General features: G+C 69.1%; 18 protein-coding genes. 13 read left to right on the top strand and 5 right to left on the bottom strand.

All coding sequences use genetic code 11. The features are described from left to right. Positions 1-11 precede the first annotated feature (11 nt). A complete protein-coding gene (locus tag ABH927_RS22010; RefSeq protein ID WP_370024145.1) occupies positions 12-818 on the bottom strand; it encodes a trans-aconitate 2-methyltransferase in 807 nt (268 codons plus the stop codon). 117 nt (positions 819-935) lie between these two features. Here ABH927_RS22010 and ABH927_RS22005 point away from each other — a divergent pair, with 117 nt between their 5' ends. From ABH927_RS22005 to ABH927_RS21980, 6 genes are all read left to right on the top strand, one after another. Continuing rightward, positions 936-2,159 carry a class I SAM-dependent methyltransferase gene (locus ABH927_RS22005; RefSeq protein ID WP_370024144.1) on the top strand — a complete coding sequence of 408 codons (1,224 nt, stop codon included), beginning with the start codon at positions 936-938 and terminating at the stop codon, positions 2,157-2,159. A 108-nt stretch (positions 2,160-2,267) separates the two neighbouring features. Further along, positions 2,268-2,582: a hypothetical protein gene (locus ABH927_RS22000; RefSeq protein ID WP_370024143.1), complete on the top strand. Its 315-nt coding sequence runs from the start codon at positions 2,268-2,270 to the stop codon at positions 2,580-2,582. A gap of 431 nt (positions 2,583-3,013) precedes the next feature. Beyond that, positions 3,014-4,234 carry a methyltransferase domain-containing protein gene (locus tag ABH927_RS21995; protein ID WP_370024142.1) on the top strand — a complete coding sequence of 407 codons (1,221 nt, stop codon included), beginning with the start codon at positions 3,014-3,016 and terminating at the stop codon, positions 4,232-4,234. A gap of 235 nt (positions 4,235-4,469) precedes the next feature. Further along, positions 4,470-5,588 (top strand): acyltransferase family protein, encoded by a 1,119-nt coding sequence (locus ABH927_RS21990; RefSeq protein ID WP_370024141.1) that lies wholly within the window; start codon positions 4,470-4,472, stop codon positions 5,586-5,588. A gap of 197 nt (positions 5,589-5,785) precedes the next feature. Beyond that, entirely contained in the window at positions 5,786-7,399 is a 1,614-nt protein-coding gene (locus tag ABH927_RS21985; RefSeq protein WP_370024140.1) for an MFS transporter, read from the top strand. A gap of 136 nt (positions 7,400-7,535) precedes the next feature. Further along, the gene (locus tag ABH927_RS21980) at positions 7,536-8,783 is read left to right on the top strand and encodes a cytochrome P450 (RefSeq protein ID WP_370024139.1); all 1,248 of its coding nucleotides are present in this window, start codon (positions 7,536-7,538) and stop codon (positions 8,781-8,783) included. Between the two features lie 64 nt (positions 8,784-8,847). Here ABH927_RS21980 and ABH927_RS21975 read toward each other — a convergent pair whose 3' ends face one another. Both ABH927_RS21975 and ABH927_RS21970 read right to left on the bottom strand, forming a co-directional pair. Next, positions 8,848-9,864, bottom strand: a complete 1,017-nt coding sequence (locus ABH927_RS21975; protein WP_370024138.1) for an NAD-dependent epimerase/dehydratase family protein — start codon at positions 9,862-9,864, stop codon at positions 8,848-8,850. Continuing rightward, on the bottom strand, positions 9,861-11,174 hold the full coding sequence (locus ABH927_RS21970; RefSeq protein WP_370024137.1) for a nucleotide sugar dehydrogenase: 1,314 nt from the start codon (positions 11,172-11,174) through the stop codon (positions 9,861-9,863). The genes ABH927_RS21975 and ABH927_RS21970 overlap by 4 nt, the downstream gene beginning before the upstream one ends. A gap of 506 nt (positions 11,175-11,680) precedes the next feature. Between ABH927_RS21970 and rfbH the strand changes: the two genes are divergently transcribed. After that, a complete protein-coding gene (rfbH, locus tag ABH927_RS21965) occupies positions 11,681-12,985 on the top strand; it encodes a lipopolysaccharide biosynthesis protein RfbH (RefSeq protein WP_370024136.1) in 1,305 nt (434 codons plus the stop codon). 67 nt (positions 12,986-13,052) lie between these two features. Beyond that, on the top strand, positions 13,053-14,372 hold the full coding sequence (locus ABH927_RS21960; RefSeq protein WP_370024288.1) for a nucleotide disphospho-sugar-binding domain-containing protein: 1,320 nt from the start codon (positions 13,053-13,055) through the stop codon (positions 14,370-14,372). A gap of 75 nt (positions 14,373-14,447) precedes the next feature. Here the strand turns inward: ABH927_RS21960 and ABH927_RS21955 are convergent, their stop codons facing one another. Next, complete coding sequence (locus tag ABH927_RS21955) at positions 14,448-15,899, bottom strand: extracellular solute-binding protein (protein ID WP_370024135.1); 1,452 nt, start codon at positions 15,897-15,899, stop codon at positions 14,448-14,450. Between the two features lie 315 nt (positions 15,900-16,214). On the opposite strand from ABH927_RS21955, the gene ABH927_RS21950 reads away from it, so the two are divergent. After that, positions 16,215-17,786 carry a class I SAM-dependent methyltransferase gene (locus ABH927_RS21950; RefSeq protein WP_370024134.1) on the top strand — a complete coding sequence of 524 codons (1,572 nt, stop codon included), beginning with the start codon at positions 16,215-16,217 and terminating at the stop codon, positions 17,784-17,786. 41 nt (positions 17,787-17,827) lie between these two features. After that, entirely contained in the window at positions 17,828-19,213 is a 1,386-nt protein-coding gene (locus tag ABH927_RS21945; RefSeq protein ID WP_370024133.1) for an FAD-binding oxidoreductase, read from the top strand. A 184-nt stretch (positions 19,214-19,397) separates the two neighbouring features. Here the strand turns inward: ABH927_RS21945 and ABH927_RS21940 are convergent, their stop codons facing one another. Then, positions 19,398-20,150 carry an SDR family NAD(P)-dependent oxidoreductase gene (locus tag ABH927_RS21940; RefSeq protein WP_370024132.1) on the bottom strand — a complete coding sequence of 251 codons (753 nt, stop codon included), beginning with the start codon at positions 20,148-20,150 and terminating at the stop codon, positions 19,398-19,400. Between the two features lie 262 nt (positions 20,151-20,412). Here ABH927_RS21940 and ABH927_RS21935 point away from each other — a divergent pair, with 262 nt between their 5' ends. The 3 genes from ABH927_RS21935 to ABH927_RS21925 are packed head-to-tail and all read left to right on the top strand — an operon-like array spanning position 20,413 to position 24,980. Continuing rightward, on the top strand, positions 20,413-21,924 hold the full coding sequence (locus tag ABH927_RS21935) for an FAD-dependent oxidoreductase (RefSeq protein ID WP_370024131.1): 1,512 nt from the start codon (positions 20,413-20,415) through the stop codon (positions 21,922-21,924). Continuing rightward, positions 21,921-23,564, top strand: coding sequence for an AMP-binding protein (locus ABH927_RS21930; RefSeq protein ID WP_370024130.1), 1,644 nt, complete (start codon positions 21,921-21,923; stop codon positions 23,562-23,564). The genes ABH927_RS21935 and ABH927_RS21930 overlap by 4 nt, the downstream gene beginning before the upstream one ends. A 24-nt stretch (positions 23,565-23,588) precedes the next feature. Beyond that, positions 23,589-24,980, top strand: coding sequence for a condensation domain-containing protein (locus ABH927_RS21925; protein ID WP_370024129.1), 1,392 nt, complete (start codon positions 23,589-23,591; stop codon positions 24,978-24,980). The last annotated feature ends 169 nt before the right edge of the window (positions 24,981-25,149 follow it).

The raw sequence follows: 25,149 nt of genomic DNA, 5'->3' as shown, positions 1-25,149 counted from the left end.
GTCCGGTCCGTTCAGTGCCGGACGCCGATGAAGAGCCCACGGCCGTCCCCGATGTCCCCGCTCTCGATGTACTCGGCGTCGCAGCCCGCGCGCTGGAACGCGGCCGTGTAGTCGGCGGGCTCGAACAGGGTGAAGATCTGGACCTGGTCGAAGTGGCGTACGCCCGTCGCGTCCGCCACGGACCAGTGCGACTCCTGCCAGACGGTGGAGCCCGTGGTCCGCGCCGTCCGCGCCACCCGCGCCACCGTACGGTCCGCGCCGCGTACGAAGTCGCCGGCGATGTGGCCGTCGATGAACCTGGCGGGGAAGTACCACGGCTCGACGATCAGCACCCCGCCGGTCGGCAGATGAGCGGCCATGCGGCCCACCGCCGCCTCCAGCTCCGCCGTGTCGGTCATGTAGCCGACCGTGCCGAAGAGGCTGCACACCGCGTCATAGGTCCGGCCGGTGTCGAACCGCCGGATGTCCCCGTCGTGGATCGCCACGCCGGGTACCTTCCCCCTGGCCGCCGCGCGCATCGTCGGGGACAGCTCGACGCCCTCGACCTCGTCGAACATGAGCCGGAACGTCCGCAGGTGCTCCCCCGTCCCGCAGGCCACGTCCAGCAGCGAGGCCGCCCCGGGGCGGCGGGCGCGCACCAGCTCGGTGACGACGGCGGACTCGTGCGCGTAGTTCTTGCCCCGCCCCTGGTAGACGGCGTCGTAGACCTCGCTCACCTCGGCGCTGTAGACGTTGGCCTTCCGGGCGCCCTCGGCGTCCCGGGTGGCAATGGCCGACATGTCCGTGGTCATCAGCGCCTCCGCAGTGGATTCGATCACCCGGCGAGTCTCACATCCGCCGCGTTCGCCGGGCACCTTCCCGATTGCGCAGCGGCGCCGCGGAACTGCGCAATCTTCGAGATGTTCCCTGCGAGGGCCCGCGGCTAGCCTCGGCTCATGTCGAATGGACGCTGTAGGATTTGCGGCGGCACGGTGAAGGAAACCGTCAATCTGGGGCGGCAGCCGTCGGGTAACGGTTTTCCGTTGCCTCATGAGATCGAGCACGAGAAGTCTTTCCCGCTCAGCGCGGGGACCTGCGACTCCTGCACGATGTTCCAGCTGCTCGACGATGTTCCCCAAGAGGCGAAATACCGCGACGAATATCCGTATCACGCGTCGGGTTCTGCGGTGCACCGCGCGCATTTCGAGGGGAACGCCCGCCGTTTCCTGGAGACCGAGCTGACCGGACCGGACGCGTTCATCGTCGAGATCGGCAGCAATGACGGCGTCATGCTCGCCACGATCGCCCAGGCCGGCGTCCGGCACCTGGGCGTCGAGCCGTGCCGGGAGGTCGCCGACATCGCGCGGGGGCGGGGGATCCGGGTGCTCGGCGAGTTCTTCGACGAGAACACCGCGGCCGCCATCCGCGCGGAGCACGGCCCCGCGGACATGGTGTTCGGGGCCAACTGCATCGCCCACATCGTCTATCTCCCGCGGCTGCTCCAGGGCATCGACACGCTCCTGACGCCCGACGGGGTGTTCGTCTTCGAGGAGCCCTACCTAGGGTCGGTCATCGCGCAGAACGCCTTCGACATGATCTACGACGAGCACGTCCACATCTTCTCGGTGCGGTCGATCAAGGCCATGGCGGAACTCGCCGGGTTCGAGCTCGTCAACGCCGAGCCCGTGCCGCTGCACGGCGGCACGATGCGCTACACGATCGCGCGGCCGTCCCGGCGCGCCCCGGCTCCCGCGGTGGCGGAGTTCCTGGCCCGGGAACGCGAGCAGCGGCTGGCGGAGCACGGCACGATCGAGAAGTTCGCCGCCGCGGTCCGGAAGATCCGGGAGGACCTCACCGGGCTGCTGGGCGACCTCCACGCGCAGGGCAAGCGGGTGGTCGGCTACGGCGCGCCCGCCAAGGTCACGACGGTGACGAACTACTGCGGCATCGGGACCGAACTGATCCCGTTCGTGGTCGACTCGACCCCGTCCAAGCAGGGACGGCTGGTCGCGGGCTCGCACATTCCGGTGCTGGAGCCCGGGGCGTTCTCCGCGGACTACCCCGACTACGCGGTGCTGTTCGCGTGGAACCACGCCGAGGAGATCATGGCGAAGGAGCAGGCGTTCCGCGAACGGGGCGGACGCTGGATCCTCTACGTGCCCGACGTGCACATCGTGTGAGACGTCCCGGCCCGCCGCCCGCCGCCGTCGAGCCACGGCATCCCGCCGCCGGGCCGCCACGCCGTGCCACCGTGCCGCCGCATGCCGTCGTGCGGCGGCACGCCGCGTGTGATTGACATCACCTGGGCGGCCCGCCCCGGCATGCGGACGACGGGCTATCTGCGCCGCCGCATCGTAATCGTGCTCCTGCTGGCGCTCGCGTACTACGGGACGCTCGAACTGCCCTCGCCGTACAACATGTCGCTGATCACCGCGATCCCCTTCGGGCTGGCCATCGGCACCTTCGCCGCGGCCAACGTCCGGGGCGAGCGCACCGTGCTGGGCAGCAGGCCGATGGTGTGGCTCGGGAACTATCTCGTTCGGCTTCTTCACGACGCAGGCCGTCGTGCTCTTCTGGCTGCGCCCGGAGGTGCTGGGCGATGACGAGTACGGCGTCGCGCTCATCGTCGCCCTCACCGCCGCGAACATCGTCGGCGGCTGGCTGCTGTTCAATCGTGGAGCAGTCCGCGATGCGCTACCTGAGCCGGCCCCGCGGGTCGGCGTACACGCCGCCACCCGGTCCGCGAGCCGGTGGGTGCGGCGCCCACCGGCACCGGCCTTCCGATCACCGACCGCACGGCCACCGATCCGAAGGACCCGGATCTGGTGTGACCCCTCATCAGGCGGGGGCCGGTGTCATCGGCCCCTGCCGCAGGCCCGCCGCATCCATTCCGGTCGGCTGGTGGCTGTCCGACGAGGACCGGGCGCACATTGCGGAAACCATTAGATCCGGCTGGTGACGTGATTAACTCCGTATCCCGTGTATCGCAATCGCCGATAATGGTTCCGTGAAACTGGGATGTTAATGTCGTTTCATGGACAGCACCTGTCGAATTTGCGGCGGCATAGTAAAGGGCTCAATCGACCTGGGGCCGCAGCCTCGCGGTAACGCTTTTCCGCGACCGGGGGACGTCGCGGACGAGTTCTTCTACCGGCTGGTCGTCGGAATGTGCGACTCATGCACCATGGTGCAGCTGTTGGATGACATTCCGCAGGAGATCAGATATCACGACGCATATCCGTACCACGCCTCCGGATCGGCCGTTCACCGCGGGCACTTCGAGGGCATCGCCCAGCATTTTCTCGACACCGAGCTGACCGGCCCGGACCCGTTCATCGTCGAGATCGGGAGCAACGACGGGGTCATGCTCTCGAAGATCGCGCAGGCCGGGGTGCGTCACCTGGGCATCGAGCCCTCCCGGGAAGTGGCCGAGATGTCCAAGGCCAAGGGTGTCCGGGTGCTCCCCGAGTTCTTCGACGAGTCGACGGCGCCGCGGATCCTCGCCGAGCACGGGCCGGCGGACGTCATGTTCGGGGCCAACGTGATCGCGCACATCTCTCATCTCGCGTCTGTGCTCCGGGGCGTCAAACGCTTGCTGGCGCCCACCGGAATATTCGTCTTTGAAGAGCCTTATCTGGGCGATGTCGTCGAGCAGACCGCGTTCGACCTTCTCTACGACGAGCACTCGTTCGTGTTCTCCGTCAGAGCGATACAGGCCGCGGCGGAGCGTTTCGGGCTCGAACTCGTCGACGCCGAACCCGACCCGATCCATGGCGGCTCGATGCGCTACACCCTGGCTCAGCCGGGCGCACGCCCGGTCTCACGCGGGGTGGGCGACCTGCTGGCCCGGGAGGACTCCCAGCGGCTCGGCGAGCACGCGACGCTGGAGGAGTTCGCCGGGCGGGCGCGACGAATTCGCGACGACCTCATCGGCCTGCTTCGGGATCTGCACGGGAAGGGCATGCGGATCGCCGGATACGGCGCGCCCGCGAAGACCACGACGGTCACCAATTACTGCGGAATCGGCCCCGATCTGGTTCCTTTCATCTGCGATTCAACGCCGTCCAAACAGGGCCGCCTGATCGCCGGCTCGCATATTCCGGTCAAGCCGCCGGCGGCATTTTCCGACGACTATCCGGACTACGCCCTGCTCTTCGCCTGGAATCACGCCGAGGAGATCATGGCCAAGGAGCGTTCGTTCTCCGAGCGTGGCGGGCGGTGGATCCTCTATGTGCCCGACGTGCGCATCGTCTGAGGGCGTTCCGCGACGCGCGCCGCATGTCAGCACGCGGGGAGATGCACGGGCACGCGGCGGGCGCAAATCATGGTGTCGCCTGGCCATGTCATTTCAGTGATCCCCCCGGGTTCCGCGCGTCACCGGCCAGGGCAATGCGAGAGAAAGGAAGGCCCCCGCTGTGTCTGTGGCATCGTCATCCAGCCGTATCGACGCTCTCGGTGAGCGTCGCCCCGATCTGCCAGCGTTGACCGGGATGCGTGCCATCGCCGCGGCGCTGGTCGTCATATGCCATGCTCTGTACCCCGCGACTATGGGGAACCAGAATCCGGCGAAGCCCTACAGCGACTGGGCCGTCACGGAGAAGATGATGTGGTTCTTCAACCCAGGCGGGCCGATCGCGCTCTCCTTCTTCTTCATTCTCAGCGGGTTCATCATCACGTGGTCGGCTCGTCCCGGCGAGCGGGTCACGGCGTACTGGCGCCGCCGCGTCGTGAAGATCATGCCCAACCACGCCGTGACCTGGGCACTCGCGATGATCCTGTTCGCCGGTGTGTACACGCCGTACTGGGGCCTGCCGAACCTCTTCCTGATCAACGCCTTCTCCCCGAACGTCGCGTTGTGGGGAGGGGCCAACATGCCGGCCTGGTCGCTGGGCCCGGAAATGTTCTTCTACCTGCTGTTCCCCCTGCTGATCATCCCGGTCAGAAAGATTTCCGAGAGCAGGCTGTGGCTGTGGCTGGGCGTCATGGTCGTCGGCATGGCCGCCCTCTGCCTCGTCACCATCACCTTCATCAGCGACGTTCCCATGTTCCCCGGGGAGTCGCAGTCGCTGCCGCAGTTCTGGTTCAGCTACATGTTCCCGCCGGTGCGCCTGGTCGAGTTCGTCTTCGGCATGATCGTCGCGCGCATCGTGATCAGCGGCCGGTGGCCGCGGATCCCCAACACTCCCGTCGTGCTCCTCTTCCTGATCGCGTACGCCGCGATCCTCTACATTCCCGAGCCGTTCAACCAGACGCTCGTCACAGCGATCCCGTTCGGCCTGCTGCTCGGCACCTACGCCACGGCCAACCTCCGCGGTGTTCGCACCGTCATGGGCGCCAAGCCGATGGTGTGGCTCGGGAACATCTCCTTCGCCTTCTACCTGACCCAGTCGTTCGTGCTGTTCTGGCTGCGTCCCAAGGTGCTGGGTAACGCGGAGTACGGCGTCGTGGGCGGCACGCTGCTCATCATCGGGGAGATCCTCGTCAACATTGTCTTCGGCTGGATCCTCTTCAAGCTCGTCGAGATGCCCGCGATGCGCCACTGGAGCAGGGCCAGAAAGCCTGTTACCCGCCCCGCGGGTGCTCAGCCGGAGTCCACGCCCGCCGGTTGATTCGAGTGGCCGGGCCCGCGCCCGATGGCGGATCCGGCCACGTCCGCTCTTGAACGTGCCCGGAAAAGAGCGCACTCTCGCGGAAGCTTAGCCATGCACCGACGGGGAAAATGGTCGGTGTCACCGACCAGAAAAATGGTCGGTGCGCACATGGCTTCGTGAAATCACTGCGAGACAACGCCGACGGAAGGATTCCGATGGACACGAACACCGACGCCGGGTCCGGTGTGCGGGCTGGTCGAAGGGAGTGGCTGGGCCTGGCCGTGCTCGCCCTGCCCACGCTGCTCCTGGCGCTCGACATGAGCGTCCTGTACCTGGCCCTGCCACACCTGAGCGCCGACCTGGGCGCCACGGGCACTCAGCAACTCTGGATCACCGACATCTACGGGTTCCTCATCGCCGGATTCCTGGTGACGATGGGCACCCTGGGTGACCGGATCGGCCGCCGCAAACTGCTCCTCATAGGTGCGGCCGCGTTCGCGGCCGCGTCGACGCTGGCCGCCTTCTCCACCAGCGCCGAGATGCTCATCGTCGCCCGTGCGCTGCTCGGCATCGCCGGCGCCACGCAGATGCCCTCGACCATGGCGCTGCTCGGCAACATGTTCAAGGACCCCAAGCAGATGGGCATGGCCATCGCCGTCTGGATGAGCTGCTTCATGGGCGGTATCGCCCTCGGCCCGCTCGTCGGCGGACTGCTGCTCGGCAGCTTCTGGTGGGGCTCGGTCTTCCTGCTCGCGCTGCCGGTCATGGCGTTGCTGCTCGTGGCGGGTCCGGCGCTGCTGCCCGAATATCGCGACCCCGACGGGGGCCGCGTGGACCTGCTCAGCGTCGTGCTGTCCCTGCTCGCCATCCTGCCCTTCATCTACGGCCTCAAGGAACTGGCGAGGAACGGCTGGGCGCCGCAGTTCGCCGCGGCCGTCCTGGTGGGCATCGTGTTCGGCGTGATCTTCGTACGCAGGCAGCGCGCGCTGGCCACCCCGCTTCTCGACCTGCGCCTGTTCGGCAACCGCACGTTCAGCTCCGCCCTGGTGATCATGATCTCGGGCGGCATCGTGAGCGGGAGCTTCTTCCTGGTCAGCATCTTCCTTCAGATGGTCAAGGGCCTGTCGCCGCTGGCCGCCGGGCTCTGGACGCTGCCCATGACCCTCGTGACCATCATCAGCGTCATGATGGCCCCTGGCATCGCCCAGAAGGTGCGTCCCGCCTACGTCATCGCGGCCGGCCTGGTGATCACGGCGATCGGGTACACGGTGCTGAGCCAGGTGGACAGCTCCTCCGGGCTGGGTCTCGTGGTGACGGGTCTCGTCATCGGCGCCGTCGGCGCCGGCCCGATGGGGTCGCTGGGCACCGGCCTGGTTCTGGGATCCGTCCCGCCCGAGAAGGCCGGAGCGGCGTCGTCGATCTCCGAGACCGGCGGCGAGTTCGGCATCGCGTTCGGCGTGGCCGCGCTGGGCAGTGTGGGCACCGCCGTCTATACCAGCCAGATCGCGAGCACGATCCCGGCGGGCGTCCCGGCCGCGGCGGCCAACGCCACTCGCGAGGGAATCGCCGGCGCGGTCGTCGGAGCCGGGCGGGTGGGCGGTCAGCTCGGAGCCGACCTGCTCAACGCCGCCCGCGAGGCGTACACCCACGCCGTGAACTCCGCCACCGCTGTCAGCGCCGCGCTCGCCGTGGTGCTGGCCGTGGTGACGGTGATCGCGCTCAAGCACGTGCCGCCTTCGGGGCAGGCCCAGACCGGGGAGGGCGGGGAAGCGGACGGCGCCTCAGCGTCCGAGGCCGAGGCCGGTCCCTCCGCGCCCGTAACTGCCTAGGGCCGAACCGAGGAAACTCGACAAGAGGTGTCCCTCACGGGCGAGGGCGCTAGGCGGCGGATCACGTGACAGGCCGCGTCAGGTCACTGGCGCGGCCCCTCATCGACCGGCTCTACCAACGAACTGGAGATCCCCCATGGAAAAACGCTGCCCCGTCCTCGACACCACCGGTAAGAACATCCACGCCGAGACGGACCACCTGCGGTCGCTTGGCCCGGCGACCCAGGTAGAACTCCCCGGAGGCGTCGTCGCGTGGTCCATCAACTCCCATGACGTGATCAAGAAGCTACTCACCGACCCCAACGTCACCAAGAGCGCTCGCAACCACTGGCCGGCCTTTCTCAACGGCGAGATCCCGGCGGACTGGGAGATGATCAGCTGGATCGCCATGGACAACATGGTCACGGCGTACGGCAAGGACCACGTCCGCCTGCGGAGGCTGGTCGGGAAGGCGTTCACGCCGCGCCGTACCGAGGCGATCCGGCCGCGCATCGTCGAGCTCACCAACGAGCTCCTCGACGCGCTGGCCGCCACTCCTCCGGGTGAGGTCGTGGACCTGCGGCAGCGGTTCGCCTACCCGCTGCCGGCCCGCCTGGTGGCGGACCTGATCGGGATGTCGGAGGAGGCCCGGGTCGAGACGGCCAAGGTCATCGACATGATGGTGGACACCACCGTCACTCCCGCGCAGGCCCAGTCCATCCTGGCCGGCTGGCGAGGCGCCATGGAGGAGCTCATCGCCGAGAAGCGCCGCGCTCCGGGCGAGGACATCACCAGCGACCTGGTGGCCGCGCGGGACGAGGACGGCTCGCGCCTGTCGGAGGTCGAGCTGACCGACACGATCTTCGCCATCCTCGGCGCGGGGTCCGAGACCACAATCAACTTCTTCGACAACGCCATCACCGCGCTGCTCAGCAACCCTGACCAGCTCAACCTCGTCAGGTCCGGGGGGGCCACCTGGGACGACGTGATCGACGAGACCCTGCGGGTGGAGTCGCCCCTCGCGCACCTGCCGCTCCGCTACGCCGTCACCGACATCCACCTCGACGGCGTCACCATTCCGCAGGGCGACCCGATCCTCGTCAACTACAGCTCCGTGGGACGGGACCCGGCGCTGCACGGCGACGACGCCGGGCGCTTCGACATCACCCGCGCCGACAAGGAGCACCTGTCCTTCGGCCACGGCCCGCACTACTGCCTCGGCGTGGGCATCGCCCGAGCGGTGGCGGCGACCGGCCTGTCCACGCTGTTCGAGCGGTTCCCCGACCTGAGCCTCGCGGTGGCGAAGGAGGACCTCCAGCCGCTGCCGACGTTCATCATGAACGGTCACCGGGCCCTGCCGGTGCGGCTCACCGCTTCGGTGCCCGCCGGTGCCGGCGCCCACTGATATCACGCACAAAAGAGATCCGGCCGGCGGGGTTCCGCCGGCCGGATCTTTTGGTTCCCGCCGTTCACCGTGTGGCGGCGTCCAGCGGAAGAGCGGCGCCGTTGTCGGGATGGGCCAGCCACCAGGGATTGGCGCGGGCCCATGCGATGGTCCTGGTGAGGCCTTCCCGGAGAGAGGTGCGGCACTCCCAGTTCAGGATCCGGCGTGCCTTGGAGTTGTCGGGGATGCGGCGGGGCACGTCCTCATACGCCGACCCCAGCGCCGCCCGGGTGTCCACCGCGACACCCGCCAGATCGGTCTCGGTCAGCGTGGCGACCAGCCGTGCGGCGTCGCCCATGGTGGTCTCGACCATGCTGCCCACGTTGAACGTCTCTCCGCCGGCCGCCGGATGGAAGGCGGCCAGCAGGGTCCCCTCGATGGCGTCGTCCACGAATGTGAAGCACCGGGTCTGCTCGCCCTTGTCGTACAGCACGGCCGGGCGGCCGTTGAGCGCGCGGTGGATGCTCCGGCTCAACATGAACGCGGGACGTTGCCGCGGGCCGTAGGCGTTGAAGTAGCGCACGATCGTCGCCTCCAGCCCGTGCTGGCGGCCGAACGCGAGGGTCAGGTGCTCGGTCAGCGCCTTGGCCGAGGAGTAGGTCCAGCGGTCGGCGGAGGTCGGTCCGAGCACCCGGTCGGCGTCCTCCGACCACGGCACCGCCGGATTCTTGCCGAAGACCTCGCTGGTGCTGGCCACGACGACCCGGGCGCCGACGCGTAGGGCCTGCTCCAGGACGTTGCGGGTGCCCAGGAAGTTGATGTCGATGACGTCGAGGGGCCGCGCCAGATATTGGTCCACGCCGACCACGGCCGCCAGGTGGTAGACCACGTCCACGCCGCGGGTGATCGCCTCGGCGAGCCGGGCCGGGTCGCGGATGTCGCCCTCGACGTGCCGGGCATGCTCCCGGGAGAGCCGCTGGTCATGGGGGACCGGCCCGCTGTCGAAGACGGTCACCTCGTCGCCCCGGCCGATGAGCCGTTCCACCAGGTGGCTTCCGACGAAGCCGGCGCCGCCGGTCACGACGGCACGGGTGGGGCTCACCGTCCGATCCCTCGGTAGACGTAGCCCAGGCGCCGCAGTTCGGCGATCTTCTCTTTCGAGTAGTAGGCCCGCCCGTCCAGGACCAGGCACGACGACGCCACGGGCAACGTCGCGAAATCGATGTTCGCGAAGTCCCGATGATGGGCCAGCACGGCGACGCAGTCCGCGTCCCGCACGGCCTCGTCCAGTGTCCCGACCGGCCGGAGCTCCAGCTGCTCCTCCGCCTGGACCGGGTCGACCAGCGGATCGAAGGCGCGGACCTGGATTCCGGTCTTCTTCAGGGCCGTGATGACTCCCTCCACCGGCGTCGCTCTCAGGTCACCGGTGTCGTTCTTGAACGCCAGCCCCAGGATGGCCACCGTGCTCTCGGTGGGGTCCTTGCCGACCCCCACCAGCTCGTTGACGATGAGCTGCGCCGTGTAGTCCGGCATCTCCGCGTTGATCTCGCGGCCGACCCGCGCGGTGTGGATCTCCAGGCCGCGCAGGCGGGCGGTGTGCCAGACCATCCACGGATCCTTCACCAGGCAGGAACCGCCGACGCCGATGCTGGGCAGCAGGATGTTGATGTTGCTGCTGCCCTTGGGAACCGTGTTCGCCGCCGTGATCACGTCCAGCACGTCCACATCGAACTTCGCGCAGAACTTGGCGAGCTCGTTCGCGAGCGCGATGTTGAGATCGATCCACCAGTTGTCCGCCAGCTTGACGATCTCGGCGGCTTCCGGCGAGTCCATCGGGATCACCCTGACGTCGAGGGCGCGCCGCCAGAAATCCGCCGCCGCTTGGGTGCTCTCGGCGTTGATCCCGCCCACGGCGATCGGGAGGGCGCGCAGCTCGCGCAGCGCGGTGCCCTCGGCGAAGCGCTCGGGAGTGAAGGCGAGGCCGAAATCCTCGCCGGCGACGAGCCCGCTCGCCGTGAGCAGGGGCAGCACGAAGCCCTTGGTGGTGCCCGGCGGCACGGTGCTCTTGACCAGCACCAGTTGACCCTCGCGCAGGTGGGCGCTCAGCCTCAGGCAGGCGTCGCGCAGTTGGTCGTCGAGCAGGGAGCCGTCCTCGTGTACGGGCGTGCTGACCGCGATGATGACGACGTCGGTGTCGCGGACGCCGGCGTAGTCGGCGGTGACCTTGAGCCGTCCGTCCTCTGTCGCGCTCCTGAGCAGGTCGGGCAGCCCGTCCTCCTGGTAGCGGCAGTGGCCCTGAGTCAGCTCGCTCACCAGGTCGGGATTGATGTCCACGCCTGTGACGTCCAGGCCGCGGTCCGTCAGGATCGCCGCCATGCAGGAGCCGACGTAGCCGAGTCCGACAATCGCCACTTTCGGGTCTCGCTGGTCGGGTAGGAAACGCATTGACGCTCCCATCTCAGAATGAGACATTATTTTGTGGGGGGTCAGGGTGCTTATTAATTCCATTTTATGGCGGTGCGTCCCTGACATACTTCTCCTAGCGCATCGTCATTCTTGACGGCTGGGCCGCGCATCTCCTGGATTGCCGGAACACGGCCGAATTAATCAAATCGGACCGGGAAAGAAGCGGAAATGCCCGCGGTGGCGGCGTCACGGCCGGTCGGCGCGGTCGTCCTCGTGGCCCGGCAATCCAGGAGATGCGCCGCGGAACGGCCGAGGCCCATGCTGGGACGGTGCGGGCCGGAAAGGCATTATTTCTCCGTTCAGCTACCGCCGGACCGGCGGCGCTCCGCACCGCATAACCGACGCGTCCGCTGTGGTGGTGGTCCGGGCCGCGACGGCGTCGTCGCCTCGCGCCGTGGTTGCTCGCACCGCGGTACTCGCCGATGCGTCGTCCGTCGATTTAAGGAGCGGAGATGAACGACCATAAGGCGCTGATTCTGGATGAGGTCCGCAAGTACCACGAGGATGTCCAGACGAGTGGAGAATTCGTCCCCGGGGTCACCGAGATATGGCCGACCGGCGCGGTACACGACGTCGAGGACCGCATCGCGCTCGTTGAGGCGGCCCTGGAGTTGCGTGTCGCGGCGGGAAACCGGGCGCGGACCTTCGAGTCCGTCTTCGCGCGCAAGCTGAAGCGGCGCAAGGCGCTCCTGACCACGTCGGGGTCGTCGGCCAACCTGCTGGCGCTCACCTCGCTGACCTCCCACCGGCTTCAGGACATGCGGCTTCAGCCGGGCGACGAGGTGATCACGGTCGCGGCGGCCTTCCCGACCACGGTGAACCCGATTCTGCAGAACGGCATGGTCCCGGTGTTCGTGGACGTCGAACTCGGCACCTACAACCCGACGGTCGACATGGTGGCGCAGGCGATCGGGCCGAAGACCAAGGCCATCATGATCGCGCACACCGTCGGCAACCCGTTCGACGTCGTGGACATGGCCCGGCTCGCCGCGGAGCACGAGCTCTTCCTGATCGAGGACAACTGCGACGCCCTTGGCTCCTTCTACGACGGCGAGCCGACCGGCACCTTCGGCGACCTCGCCACCGTCAGCTTCTACCCCGCGCACCACATGACGATGGGTGAAGGGGGGTGCGTGGTGACCTCCAACCTCGCGCTGGCGCGCATCGTGGAGTCACTGCGCGACTGGGGCCGCGACTGCTGGTGCGAGCCCGGCGAGAGCAACACCTGTCTCAAGCGCTTCAGCTACCAGATGGGCACGCTCCCCGCAGGCTACGACCACAAGTACATCTACTCCCATGTCGGTTACAACCTGAAGGCGACCGAGCTACAGGCCGCGCTCGGCCTGAGCCAGCTCAACAAGGTCGACGACTTCTGCGCCGCGCGGCGGCGCAACTGGCGCCGGCTGCGCGAGGGGCTGGACGGCGTGCCGCACCTGCTGCTCCCCAAGGCGACCCCGCGCAGCGACCCCAGCTGGTACGGCTTCGTCCTCACGGTCGAGCCGGAGGCGCCGTTCGGCGCGGCGGAGCTGGTGGCGTTCCTGGAGGACCGGAAGATCGGCACGCGCCGCCTGTTCGGGGGCAACCTGCTCCGGCATCCCGCCTACCAGGACCAGAAGTACCGGATCGTCGGGGAGCTCACCAACACCGACATCATCACCACCCAGACGTTCCACGTCGGCGTCTACCCGGGGCTGACCGACGAGATGATCGACTACGTCGTCTCCTCGATCAAGGAATTCGTGCGGGCACACGGATGACCGCCAACGCCCGAAGCCGCCGGCTCTCGGGAGAAACCATGTTCCAAGGGAGATCGCAGTGCGCGTAATGCTCAGTGTCTGGCCTCAGATGTGTCACCTCTATCCCGCCGTGCCGTACGTCCAGGCGCTCCAGATCGCGGGCCACGAGGTCTGCGTCGCGTGCCCGCCCGGCGCGGCCGAGGACATCGTGGCCGCGGGCCTGCCCGCGGTCGTCTGCGGCGAGCCGGAGCCGCAGGGCTGGCTCCGGGACGACCTCCATCCCGACCTCGAGGAGATGGAGCGTCTCGCCGAAGCCCTGGCGATCACTCCCGCTGAGCGGGACAACTGGGACGTCTTCTTCCAGTACTACATGATGGCGGTCAGGTTCCACCTGCCTCGGCGGCCCAGCGCGCAGAACGAGGCGCTGGTCGAGTTCGCCCGCTCCTGGCAGCCGGATCTGGTTCTCTGGGACCCCTGGTTCCCCGCGGGAGCGGTGGCGGCCCGAGCCGCGGGCGCGGCGCACGCGCGTGTGCTGATGGCCCCGGACTACAGCGGATGGGCCGTTGAGAAGTTCGCCGAGCGCGCCCGCCAGACCGGCGCGGAGCTCCCGGAGAACCCGCTCGCCAGGGCGGTGCGGCCACTCGCCGACCGCTACGGCGTCGAGGTGGACGACGAGTTGCTGCTCGGGCAGTGGACCGTCGACCCCATCCCGGAGGAGATGCGCCTGTCCGCCGGCATCGCCTCGCTTCCCGTTCGCTGGAGCCCCTACAACGGCGGCGGCGTCAAGCCGGAGTGGCTGTACGACCGGCCGGAGCGGCCGCGGATCGCGCTGTCCGTGGGCCTGTCGACCAGGGCGTACCACAAGGGGGAATGGCGCACCCCCAAGATCCTGGAGGCGGTGGCGGACCTGGACGTCGAGGTGGTGGCGACGCTCAACAGCGATCAACTCGAGGGCATCGACAACATCCCCGGCAACGTGCGCACGGTCGACTACGTGCCGCTCGTGCAGCTCCTGCCCACGTGCGCGGCGAGCATCAACCACGGTTCCAGCGGCACCTTCTGGGCTTCGGTGGCCGCGAACCTGCCCCAGATCATCGCCGACACCGACGAGCCCCAGCGGATCGTCGTCAGCGAGGGTGAGAACAGCAAGATGGCCGAGCGGAACATTCTCTCGCGGCTCGCGGCCCGGTACGTCGAATCGCGCGGGGCGGGCTTCCGCCTGAACCACCAGACTCAGTCGGTTGACGAGGTCAGGTCGCAGATCGTCTCCGTGCTGGACGACCCGTCCTACCGGGCGGGCGCGGCGTCGCTCCACGACGAGTGGCTGGCCAAGCCGAGCCCGTCCGACATCGTCTCGGAGCTGGAGCGGCTCACCGCCCAGTACCGGCGCCGGCTCATCACGGTCTGAGGGCGGACACCCCCGAAACACAAACGGTCCGCGGACGCCATCGGCGTCCGCGGACCGTTCGGTTCGCGGCCGGGGTCAGCGGTGGAGCTTCACGACCGCTTCCATGTCGGCCGCCGAGTAGTCACGGCCGGCGGCGGCCTCGCTGAAGGCCTCGACGCTGAGGCTGTGGGTGGGGCTGTTCTCCGGGTCGCGGAAGCCCGAGCTGAGCGCGTAGGCGTTGTACGTGTCCAGCAACTGCTGCGCCTCGGCGGTCGCCTCGGTGAACCGCTCCAGCGGGTCGACGCCGTGGGCCAGCACGTCGCCCATGGCCCGCGTCATGACGTCCTGGTTTCCGGCGAAGTCTCCGAACAGGGCGCCCTCGGACACCGGCACCTGGCCCGCCAGCTCCGGCCGCTCGCGGACGACACCGGCCGGGAACTTCATAACGTGGTCGTAGGCCAGCCGGTGGTGGGGATACCGGACGAACCAGCCCTCCTCCTCCAGCAGCGCGTACGACGCGTAGGTGAGCGGGAGGAAGCTGTTGGCCCTGTGCCGTTCCGCGGCGTTCTCAGGGTTGTGCAGGTACTGCAGGAAGGCCAGCGCCCCTTCCTGGGTGGCCTCGTCGAGGCCGTTGGCCAGCCAGAGGGAGGTTCCCGCGACGGCGTTGCCGACATAGGGCACGCGGTGGTTGTAGGGGAAGATCCCCACCTCGATGTCGAACTCGTTGTCCTCGGCGGCCCGCCACATGTAGTTCACGTCGTTGGACGACGAGATCCGGATCGCCACGTCCTGGTCGGCGAAGGCCTTGAGCGTGCCCGCCCAGTCCGGGATCTTGCCGGTATAGAGGTAGTGGCCGTCCTTGTGCAGCTTCCGCCACCACTCCGCCCAGGTGAGCATCTCCTTGGAGGCGAGGTTCACGGCCGTCGCCCGGCCCGTCCGGCCGTTGTGGTTGTCGACGATCAGGCCGCCCTGCGACGCCAGCGCCTGCTGGATGAACGTGCCGTGGTTCGACCAGGTGATGGCGTGGGACGGGCCGTCCCCGAGCTGGGCCACCGCCTGGCAGACCGCCTCGACGTCCTCCCAGGTCTGCGGCAGCTCCGACACCCCGGCCCGCCGGAGCAGGCCCTTGTTCGCGTACAGCAGGCTCGTCGTGCCCACCGTCGGCATCGACGTGAGGTCGCCGTCGTAGGTGTAGTAGTCGCGCAGCGGCGGGATGATGTCGTCGATCACGACGGGTTCGCCGAGGATCTCCGTCCGGCCGCCGATGGCCTTCTCCACCGAGGTGAACAGCGGACTGCCGTCCTGGGCGAGCGAGTCCCTCGCCACCTGGGTCATGTAGAAGTAGTACTCGGAAATGGCCGGGGTGAGCCCCTCCGCGGCCGCCTCGGCGACCTGACGCGGAAATCGCCAGAAGTCCTTACCGCGGACGTTGATCTGGAATTCCGGATGCGCCTCCTCGAATTCCGCGCCCTGTTTGTACCACCGGTCCATCCAACCAGGAAAGGTCAGGTCCGGCACCCAGACTTCGATCGGAATCTTGCTCTTCATTTGACCTCTTTCTGCTGTCGCGGCACAAGGTCGGAGGAGGTTTCGCGCGCTGATCACGCGCACAGAGCAGGTCGTCGGAAACAACCGGAAAACAGGGCCTGCCAGCGTCCATGATTTGCCGCCGACGGCGCGATCGCATCTCCGCGATTGCGGTACGGCACTGCCGTACGACATCAGAATGCGCGTCGCACACCGGGAGATGTCCGATGGGCGCCGGAATGTGATGCTGAAAGGCGTTGACCGCCCACCATGCCCCGGCACGCCCCACCACGTCGCCTCGAAGCATTCCGACTGGATATCCGAAAGGACCCGTAGATGAGTGTTGACAGCACGTACGTGACCGGCACGTACGCGTCCGCCGGCGCCCTGGTGGAGAAATTCACCGGCGCGCCGCCCGCTGAGCTTCCGGAGGCGTACGAGCGGCTGGTAGCGGCGCTGTGGGAGCCCGGCGCGCCGACCGATCTCGCGCTGCCCGCGGTCCCTGAGCTCGTGGCGTCGGTGGGCCGGGTCGACGACCACCGGGCCGGCTACCTGATCATCCTGCTGGGGTTGCTCGCCGAGGCCGACTCCGACCCGGGCGGTCCCGTGCGCGACGCCGTACGGCAGGGCATGGACCGCTACCTCGACGTGCTGAGCCGCGTCGGCCCGGATGAGCCGCTGACGCAGGCGCTGGTCTACCTGCTCGCCCACTTCCCGGAGGACCGCGGCCGCATCCTGCCCCTGATCGAGCCGCTGGGCCTGGAGGAGGGCGACGTGTCGCGGCTGGACCGCTGCCTGCGGACGCTCGACCCGGACGCCCCCGACCTGGGCCGGGTCTGGCCCTCCCCGTCGGTGTGGCGGCTCACCGACGAGGAGCGGGACTTCGACAAGGGGTGGATCGGCGCCCTGACTCCCGAGCAGGTCGCCGCGAACTGGCGCAACGACACGCGGACCGTCTGGGGATATGTCGGTTCCAAGGCGTACTGGGCGGTGCGTCATGGGATGCCCGTGACGATCGGCGGAGTCGCGCAGCCCCCGGAGCTCGGCGACGGCTCTGTTCCCGGCGTCGAGCCCGGCATCGAGATCTTCAGCCGGCACGCGGCCGCCTTCCGCTGCCCGTCCTGCCAGGGGTCGCTCGACTTCCACGCCGGAGGGGTCCGGTGCGCTCGCTGCGCGGTCACCTACCCCGTCACCCGCGGCATCCTCGACCTCACCGAGGGCGTGAGCGACGTGGCCGGAGCCACCGACGAGGCCACGGCCAACCTGCTGCAGAAGCTCGCGGAGATGCCGAGCATGGGGCTCTACTACGAGTCCCGGCTCCGTCCCGAGTTCCTCCGGGTGGCCGGAGGCAACTGGGGCGGCGCCGTGACCCTGCCGGACGAGGACGCCTACATCGCCCAGCACGTGCGTCCGGTGGACGGGCCGGTGCTCGACCTCGCGGCGGGCGCGGGCCGGTGGACCAGCGTGATCGCCGGGGCGGTCGGCGCCGAGCGGCTGGTCGCCCTGGACATGGGCCTGCCGATGCTCAACGTGCTGCGCCGCAGGGTCCCCGCCGTACCGGCGGTCCGGTCCAGCGCGCTCTCGCTGCCGTTCGAGGACGCGAGCCTGGGCGCGGTGGTCTGCTGGAACGCCCTGCAGGCCTTCCCGGACGACGCGGCGACCGCCATCGCCGAGGTGGGCCGCTGCCTGCGTCCCGGCGGCACGTTCACGATGATGACGTTCGTGTGGGATCGCGATCCCGTCGTCCGGCACTTCCAGGCGTCCCACTACTTCCCCAGCCGCCCCGCCGGCATGTTGCTGTTCGAGTCCGACGAGATCAGGCGCTGGCTGGCCGACGCCAACATGGTCATCCGGGAGCAGTCGGGACCGGAGTCCTTCATCTTCATCACCGCCGAGCGCGTGGCCTGAGCCGTGGCGGCACTTCGAGACCGGGTGGAGGCGACTCCTTCATGAGTGTCGGGAATGACGTCGGCACTGGCGTCGCGCGTCCGGGAGAGCCGGGCTACGAGGCGGCGACCAGTGTCTTCAACCTCGCCGCGCCGCCGGCGCCGGCGGCCGCGGTCACCGTGCGGACCGTCGAGGACATCCGCGCGGCGATCCGGTTCGCGGACGGGGAACGGCTCTCCCTGCGCGTGCACACCACAGGACACGCATCCCCAGCCGGGCGGCCCATGCGCGACGCGCTGCTGGTCCGGACGGAGATGGACGGCAAGGTCGAGATCGACCCCCATCGCCGGGTCGCGCGCATCCCCGCCGGGACGGGCTGGGGCGTGGTGGCCAAGGCGGCGGCCGAGCAGGGGCTGGCCGTCGCCCACGGCTCGTCTCCGAACGTGGGCGTCGTCGGCTATCTCCTCGGTGGGGGGCTCAGCTTTTACGGCCGGAAGACCGGCCTGGCCGGCAACGGCGTCACGGCCATCGAACTGGTCACCGCGGACGGTGAGCTTCGCCGGGTGGACGCGTCGTCCGATCCGGATCTCTTCTGGGCGTTGCGCGGCGGAGGCGGCGGATTCGGCATCGTGACCGCCGTCGAGGTCGGCCTGTTCCCCGTGGCCCAGGTCGTCACCGGAGCGGCCTGCTGGCCCGCCGTCCATGCTCCCCGGCTGCTGCGGATCTGGCGCCGGTGGACCCTCGACGCCCCCTGGGAGGCGGCGACCTCGGTGCGGATCCTGAACCTGCCGGCCATCCCCGAGGTGCCGCCGATGCTGTCCGCCGGGCCCATCCTCTGCGTGGACGGCGCCGTGCTCGCCGAGACGGCCGATGACGTGACCACCGCCCAGCGGTACGCGGACGAGCTGCTGGGCCCCCTGCGTTCGGTCGCCGAGCCGGTGATGGACACGTGGCAGCTCACCGCCCCCATGAGCGTGCTCGACACCCACATGGACCCCTCCGACCCGGTCGCGGTGATCGGCGATCACATGCTGCTGGGTGAGATCGGCGACGAGGGCATCGACGAGCTGCTCCGCGTGCTCGGCGAAGGGTCGCGATCGCCGCTGATCGCGGCAGGGCTGCGTCAGCTCGGCGGCGCGTACGCGGTCGCGGACCCCCGGGGAGGCGCGCTCGACCACCTCGACGCTCGCTACGCCTACTCGGGAGGCGGCGTCCCGGACCTGTCGGGTACGGCCGAGGCCATCACGCGGCACATCGCGACCGTCCGGGCCGCGCTCGCCCCGTGGGACACCGGGCGGACGACCCCCACGTTCGTGGAGACGTTCGCGCAGCCGCAGGGGCATCTCAGCGCCGACCGGATCGCCGCCGTCGACCGCGTCCGCGAGCGGGTGGACCCCCGGGGAAGGTTCCGGGACGACGTCATGGCGTCCGCCACCGCCCTGCGCTGAGCCCCGCGCTGACTGGTCGCCACCGCCGCGGCCGAGGCGGCGGTGGCGACCTCTTGCGTGCCCTCAGTCATGTACGGAAACCGGGCAGGCAGGCCATCCAGGCAGGCACGCGATCCGGGCAGGAACACCAATGAGGGCCGCCGGCTGTGCCGGCGGCCCTCAAAAGGCGGATCGGGGGGACCGATCAGAGCGGGATGGAGGTGGTGAGCGCGCCGTCCACCCCGATCTCCTGGGCGGTGATGTACGCGGAGCGGGGCGACAGGAGGTACAGCACGGCGTCCGCGACGTCCTCAGCGGTCCCGAGCCGGCCGAGCGCCACGTGGCTGCGGCAGACCTCCTGGGCCTCCGGGGTGTTGGTGATCGCCGTGAACATGTCCGTCACGATGTAGCCGGGGCTGACGGTGTTGACCCGGATGCCCTGAGGCGCCAGGTCGGCGGCGAGGGTGCGGACCAGATTGATGACGGCTGCCTTGCTCGCCGCGTAGACCGAGGTGAAGGCCAGTCCGCGGTGGGCCAGCCACGATCCGTTGATCACGACTGAGCCGCCGTCGCGGAGCAACGGCAGCGCCTTCTGGATGGTGAAGAAGACGCCCTTGAAGTTGACGCCCACAACGTTGTCGAAGCTCTCCTCGGTGACGTCGGCGGTGCGGCCGAAGTCGGCGGTCCCGGCGTTGGCGAACACGCCGTCGAGCCGTCCGAAGGTCTGGTCGATCCGCGACGCGAGCAGGTCGAGGTCGGCCACGCGGGACACGTCGGTAGGCACCGCCAGGACGCGGTCGCCCGCGTCCAGCTCCTTGACCGCCGTCTCCAGACGCTCCTCGCTGCGTCCGGCGAGGACGACCCGCGCTCCGGCGGCGACGAGCTTGTGCGCCGTGGCCAGCCCCATGCCGCTGCCGCCACCAGTGATGAGAACTGTTTTGTTCGCAAACTCCGTCATGCGGTCAGGATCACACGGCGTTTTATCGCGAGCATCCTTTGAATTGCTGTCCTGCCATTGAATCAGACCCGGTCAGGCAGCATTCCAGAAGATGCCCGATAACAATCCGGGTGTGACGCTGAAGCGGATGGAAAAGCGGTCCCACCGCTTGTGAAAGGCGACTGGGCGGTCGCTGTGCATGCGATTCGGCTGCATCTGGTCAGCCGGCGGCACCGGTGACAACAGATCGCGGAACCAAATCTGTAGCCGAGGAGGCCCTCAAATGGGTGATGTGGCAAAGACCCGTGCGGTGGTGCTCGGTGGAAGCCTTGCCGGGCTGTTCGCGGCCAGGGTGCTCGCCGATGCCTATGACGAAGTGCTCATCGTCGACCGCGATGTGTTGATCGGCGTGGAGGGCCCGCGGCGCGGTTGCCCGCAGAGCCGCCACATCAACGGGTTTCTCGCCCGCGGTCAGCAGGCCATGGAGGAGATGTACCCCGGCATCACCCAGGAGCTTTTCGCGGACGGCGTGCCGACCGGGGACCTCGCCGGCCACGTGCGGTGGTACTTCAACGGCAAGCGGCTCAAGCAGCAGCAGGCCGGACTGGTCTGCGTGGCCGCCAGCCGGCCGAAGCTGGAGCACCACGTCCGTGAGCGGACGAGGGCCTTCCCCAACATCGTCTTCGCCGAGCGGCACGACATCCTCGGCCTGGAGACCACTGTCGACCGGAGCCGGATCACCGGCGTGCGGGTGCAGCCCCTTGAGGACGGCGCCGCGGAGAAGGTGATCAGCGCCGACCTCGTGGTGGACGCCACCGGCCGCGGCTCGCGCACCCCCATCTGGCTGGAGGCCCTGGGCTATCCCCGGGTGGAGGAGGAGCGGAAGAAGATCGGCCTGGGGTACGTGACCCAGCACTACCGGCTGACCGCCGACCCCTACCACGGCGACCTGTCGATCAACCCCGTCGCGTCACCCGCGCTGCCTCGCGGAGCGATCTTCACCAAGACGGACGGCGGCCGGGTCGAGCTGACGACCTACGGCATCCTCGGCGACCACCCTCCGACTGACCAGGAGGGCCTGTACGAGTGGATCAAGTCCCTGGCGGTGCCGGACATCTACGACGCGCTCCAGCACGCCGAGCCCCTGGACGAGCCGGTGGCCTTCCGCTTCCCCACGACGCTGCGCCGCCACTACCAGAAGCTGAACCGCTTCCCCGACGGGCTGCTCGTGACCGGCGACGCCGTGTGCTGCTTCAACCCGGTGTACGCCCAGGGCATGACCGTCGCGGCCCTCGGGGCCCTGGTCATCCGCCAGCACCTGCACACCGGCGCGGTGCCCGACCCGTTCCAGTACTTCAAGGACCTCGCGAGCAACGTCATCGACCAGCCGTGGGAGATGACCAACATCGTGGACCTGAGCTTCCCCGGTGTCGAGGGAGAGCGCCCGCTGCAGGTCCGGATGGCCCAGGCCTTCCTCGGCCTGGTGCAGACCGCCGCCACGCGTGACAGCGTGGTCGCGGCCGCCTACATGCGCGGAGCCGGTCTCATCGACGGCCCCGAGGCCCTCATGCGCCCCCCGATGCTGCTGCGCATCCTGCTGAACGCGCTGCCCTGGGCCAAGGACAAGCCGGAGCCGCCGCAGACCCCGCCGCCGTGGGCGCCGGCCGAGACGCCGGTCGTGGCCGCCGAAACGCCTGCGCCGAAGGCGGAGCCGTCCGACAAGAGCCAGGCGCCGGCCAAGGGCAAGCCGGAGGCCAACGGCAAGGCGAAGACGGCGGGGGCATCGGTGTCGTGACCGAGCGCGCGGCAACGGCCGTCGCGTCCGTCGAGCGGCCGGTCCATGAGCTGGTACGGCGGCGCGCCGGAACCTGTCCGGACGCCGTCGCGGTCTCCCAGGGCGATGAGAACGTCTCCTACCTGGAGCTGATGCGCCAGGGAGCAGCGGTCGCCGCCGCCCTGCGAGCGGCTGGAGACGTCGAGGGCCGGCCGGTGGCGGTGCGGCTCGACCCCGGCCCAGGCCAGGCCGCGGCAGTCCTCGGAGTGCTCGCGGCCGGCGCCTACCTGCTCTGCCTCGACACCGGCGGCGCCGGGGGACGGGGCAGGGCAGTGCTGGAGGACCTCCGCCCGGCCATCCTTCTGATCGACGGTGGCGGAGCGAACCGTGCTGAGGGAGAGGACGACCTCGTCACCTGGCATCGCGACACCCTCAACGGGTCGGTCCTCCACATAGACGACCTGCTTTCACCCAGCGAAGCCACCCACGGGCACGTCGCCGAGTCGTGGCCGCCGCCCGCACCGGCAGCCGGCGGGCTCGACGATCTGATGTACGTGACCTACACCTCCGGGTCTACCGGGAGGCCCAAGGGGATCTCTCAGACGCATCGGACGTTCGCGCAGTTCATGTCGTGGTTCGTCGAGGAGTTCCGGATCGGGTCCGGTTGCCGGGTGGCGCAATGGGCGGCGCCGGGGTACGACGCGAGCCTGGTGGAGATGTTCGCGCCGCTCCTGTCGGGCGCGACGCTGTGCCCCGTGCCCTCGCGGATCAGGGCGAATCCGGAGAAGATCGTCGACTGGCTCGCCGCGGAACGGATCACGCACCTGCAGACCGTTCCCAGCTTCGCGCGCCGTCTCCTGGAGGGCATCAACGACCTCGGACCCGCGGGACGTCCGTACCAGCTCGGTCATCTGCTGCTGGCGGGCGAGCCGCTGAGCGGCGAGCTGGTGAGCGGGCTGCGTACGGCGCTGCCCGCGATTCGGCTGGTCAACCTCTACGGGCCGACCGAGTCCATCCTGGCGACCTGGCACGAGGTGGCGGAGACACCGTCCGGCGACCTCCACGGCAGGATGCCGATCGGCCGGCCCATCCCCGGGCGGGAGGTGCTCGTCCTGGACGATCTGGACCGGCCCTGCCCCGACGGGGTCACCGGGAGCCTGGTCATCCGCAGCCCGTACATCACTCCCGGGTACGTCGGCGCGGCCGCGGGGGAGCGGTCCGCCTTCCGGCCGCCGGCCGGCTCGGACGAGTCGTGCCGGTACTACCGGACCGGCGACCGCGGCCGCCGGACCGGAGACGGCCTGCTGGAGTTCGAGGGACGTCAGGACTTCCAGGTGAAGTTCAACGGCATCCGTCTCGAACTGGGCGATGTGGAAGCCGCGCTCGCCGCACACGAGTCGGTCGCCGAGTGTGCGGTGGTGGCCGTCTCCGGCAGGCACCGGCTGGTCGCGAGCCTGGCGGCGTACGTCGTGCCGCGGACCCAGGCGGCCGACGGCGCGGCCCCGGCCGCCTGGCGTGCCGCCCTGCGCCGCTGGTTCGGCAAGGCCATGCCGCCCGTGACCTTCACGACCGTCAGCAGCCTGCCCCGCACGGCCGGAGGGAAGATCGACCGCGACAGGCTGCGGCAACTCGACATCACGACGGACTCACGACCGATCTGACCACGGCATGAGGAGCCAAAAGTCATGAGCGTTTCCGAGGCGCAGGATTTACTGGGCGACATTCCGAACGGTGGGCTGGATCGAATTCCGCTCTCGGCCAACCAGCAGTTTCTCTGTGCATTCGACAGGGGCGACGAGGAGGGTCCGTTCGGTCCCCGGTACACCATCGTCTGCGGCTGGCGGATCACCGGCTCCATCGACCCCGCTGTGCTCCAGGAGGCGTTGGACGACGTGGTGGCCCGGCACGAGGCCCTTCGCACGGAGGTCGTCCGCGGGGAGGGCGGCGGGTACCAGCGGGTGGTCCCGCCCAGCCCGGCGTCCTTGACGATCCGCGACCTGTCCGGGGTGGCTGCGCGCGACCGTGACCGGGCCGCTGAGGAGCTGCTCAACGCCGTCGAGGCGGAGCCGTTCCCGCTCCGCGAGATCCCGCTGGTGCGCGCCGTGTTGGGCCGTTTCGACGAGCGCGACGGGGTGCTCGCGCTGATGGCCCATCACGTCGCGGCCGACGAGTGGTCGATGCGGCTCATCATGCGCGATGTGGTGCACCGCTATGCCGTACGGACCGGACACGACCTGCCCGACCTGGCCGAGGTGCTGCAGTATCGGGACTACGTGGACTGGGAGCGGTCGGGCATCGACCCGGCTGTGGTCAGCCGGTCCGAGACCTACTGGCGGGAGAAGCTGAGCGGTGCCCGCATGCTGACGATCAGGACCGACCACCCGCACTCGGCCGGCCTGCCCAAGGCGACGGCCTGGCAGCGGTTCCGGCTCCCGGGGGACCTCACCGCGGCGGTCCTGCGCATCGGCAAGGAGACGCACAGCTCGCCGTTCATGGTGCTCCTGGCGGCGTACGCGGTGTTCCTCCGGGACAGGGCCCAGACGACCGACCTCGTCATCCCGACGTTCTCTTCCGGTCGCGGACAGGCCCGGTTCCACAACGCGGTCGGGTCGTTCTTCAACTTCATGCCGCTACGGCTCGACCTGGCCGGCAGCGCCACCTTCCGCGATGTCGTCGTCCAGACCCGGACCAGCTGCGTCAAGGCGTACGCGCACGACATGCCGTTCGGCCTGGTGCTCCAGCAGGCGCCGGAGCTCATGCTGCCCGCCATGGAGGACGACATGGCTCTGGTCGCCTTCCAGGTCTTCCGCTCGCCGTTCGCCGACGAGCGCGACACGGTGGGGGATCTGGAGTACGCGGTGATCCGCCGGCGGCTCCTGTCGCAGCCGGTGGGCGGAGACGTCCCGGACGGCGCCATGTGGCACCTGGAGATCGACCGGAACGGCGAGCTGGTCGGGTCGATGGCCTACAACACCAACCTCTTCGACGACGACACGATCAGCGACATGGTGTCGGGGTTCGGCGAGGCGCTGCGCCGTGTCCTCACCGACCTCGACGTGCCGCTCGGCACCGTCTGACCTGTACGGCTGGCCGCGCCACCCGCACGACAACGGCCGCCAGAGAATTCTGGCGGCCGTTCGCGTGGGACTCCACGCCAGGTCAGCGGGTGGTGAAGAAGTCGGTGATGGCGGTGGCGAGGGCTTCGGGGGAGGCGTCGTGGCCCTGGCCTTCGAGGACTTGGTGGTG

Source organism: Planotetraspora sp. GP83, assembly GCF_041262585.1.
Classification (GTDB): domain Bacteria; phylum Actinomycetota; class Actinomycetes; order Streptosporangiales; family Streptosporangiaceae; genus JAOEGB01.
Note: the sequence above shows the minus strand (reverse complement) of the source record. Positions and strands in the feature narration are given on the sequence as shown.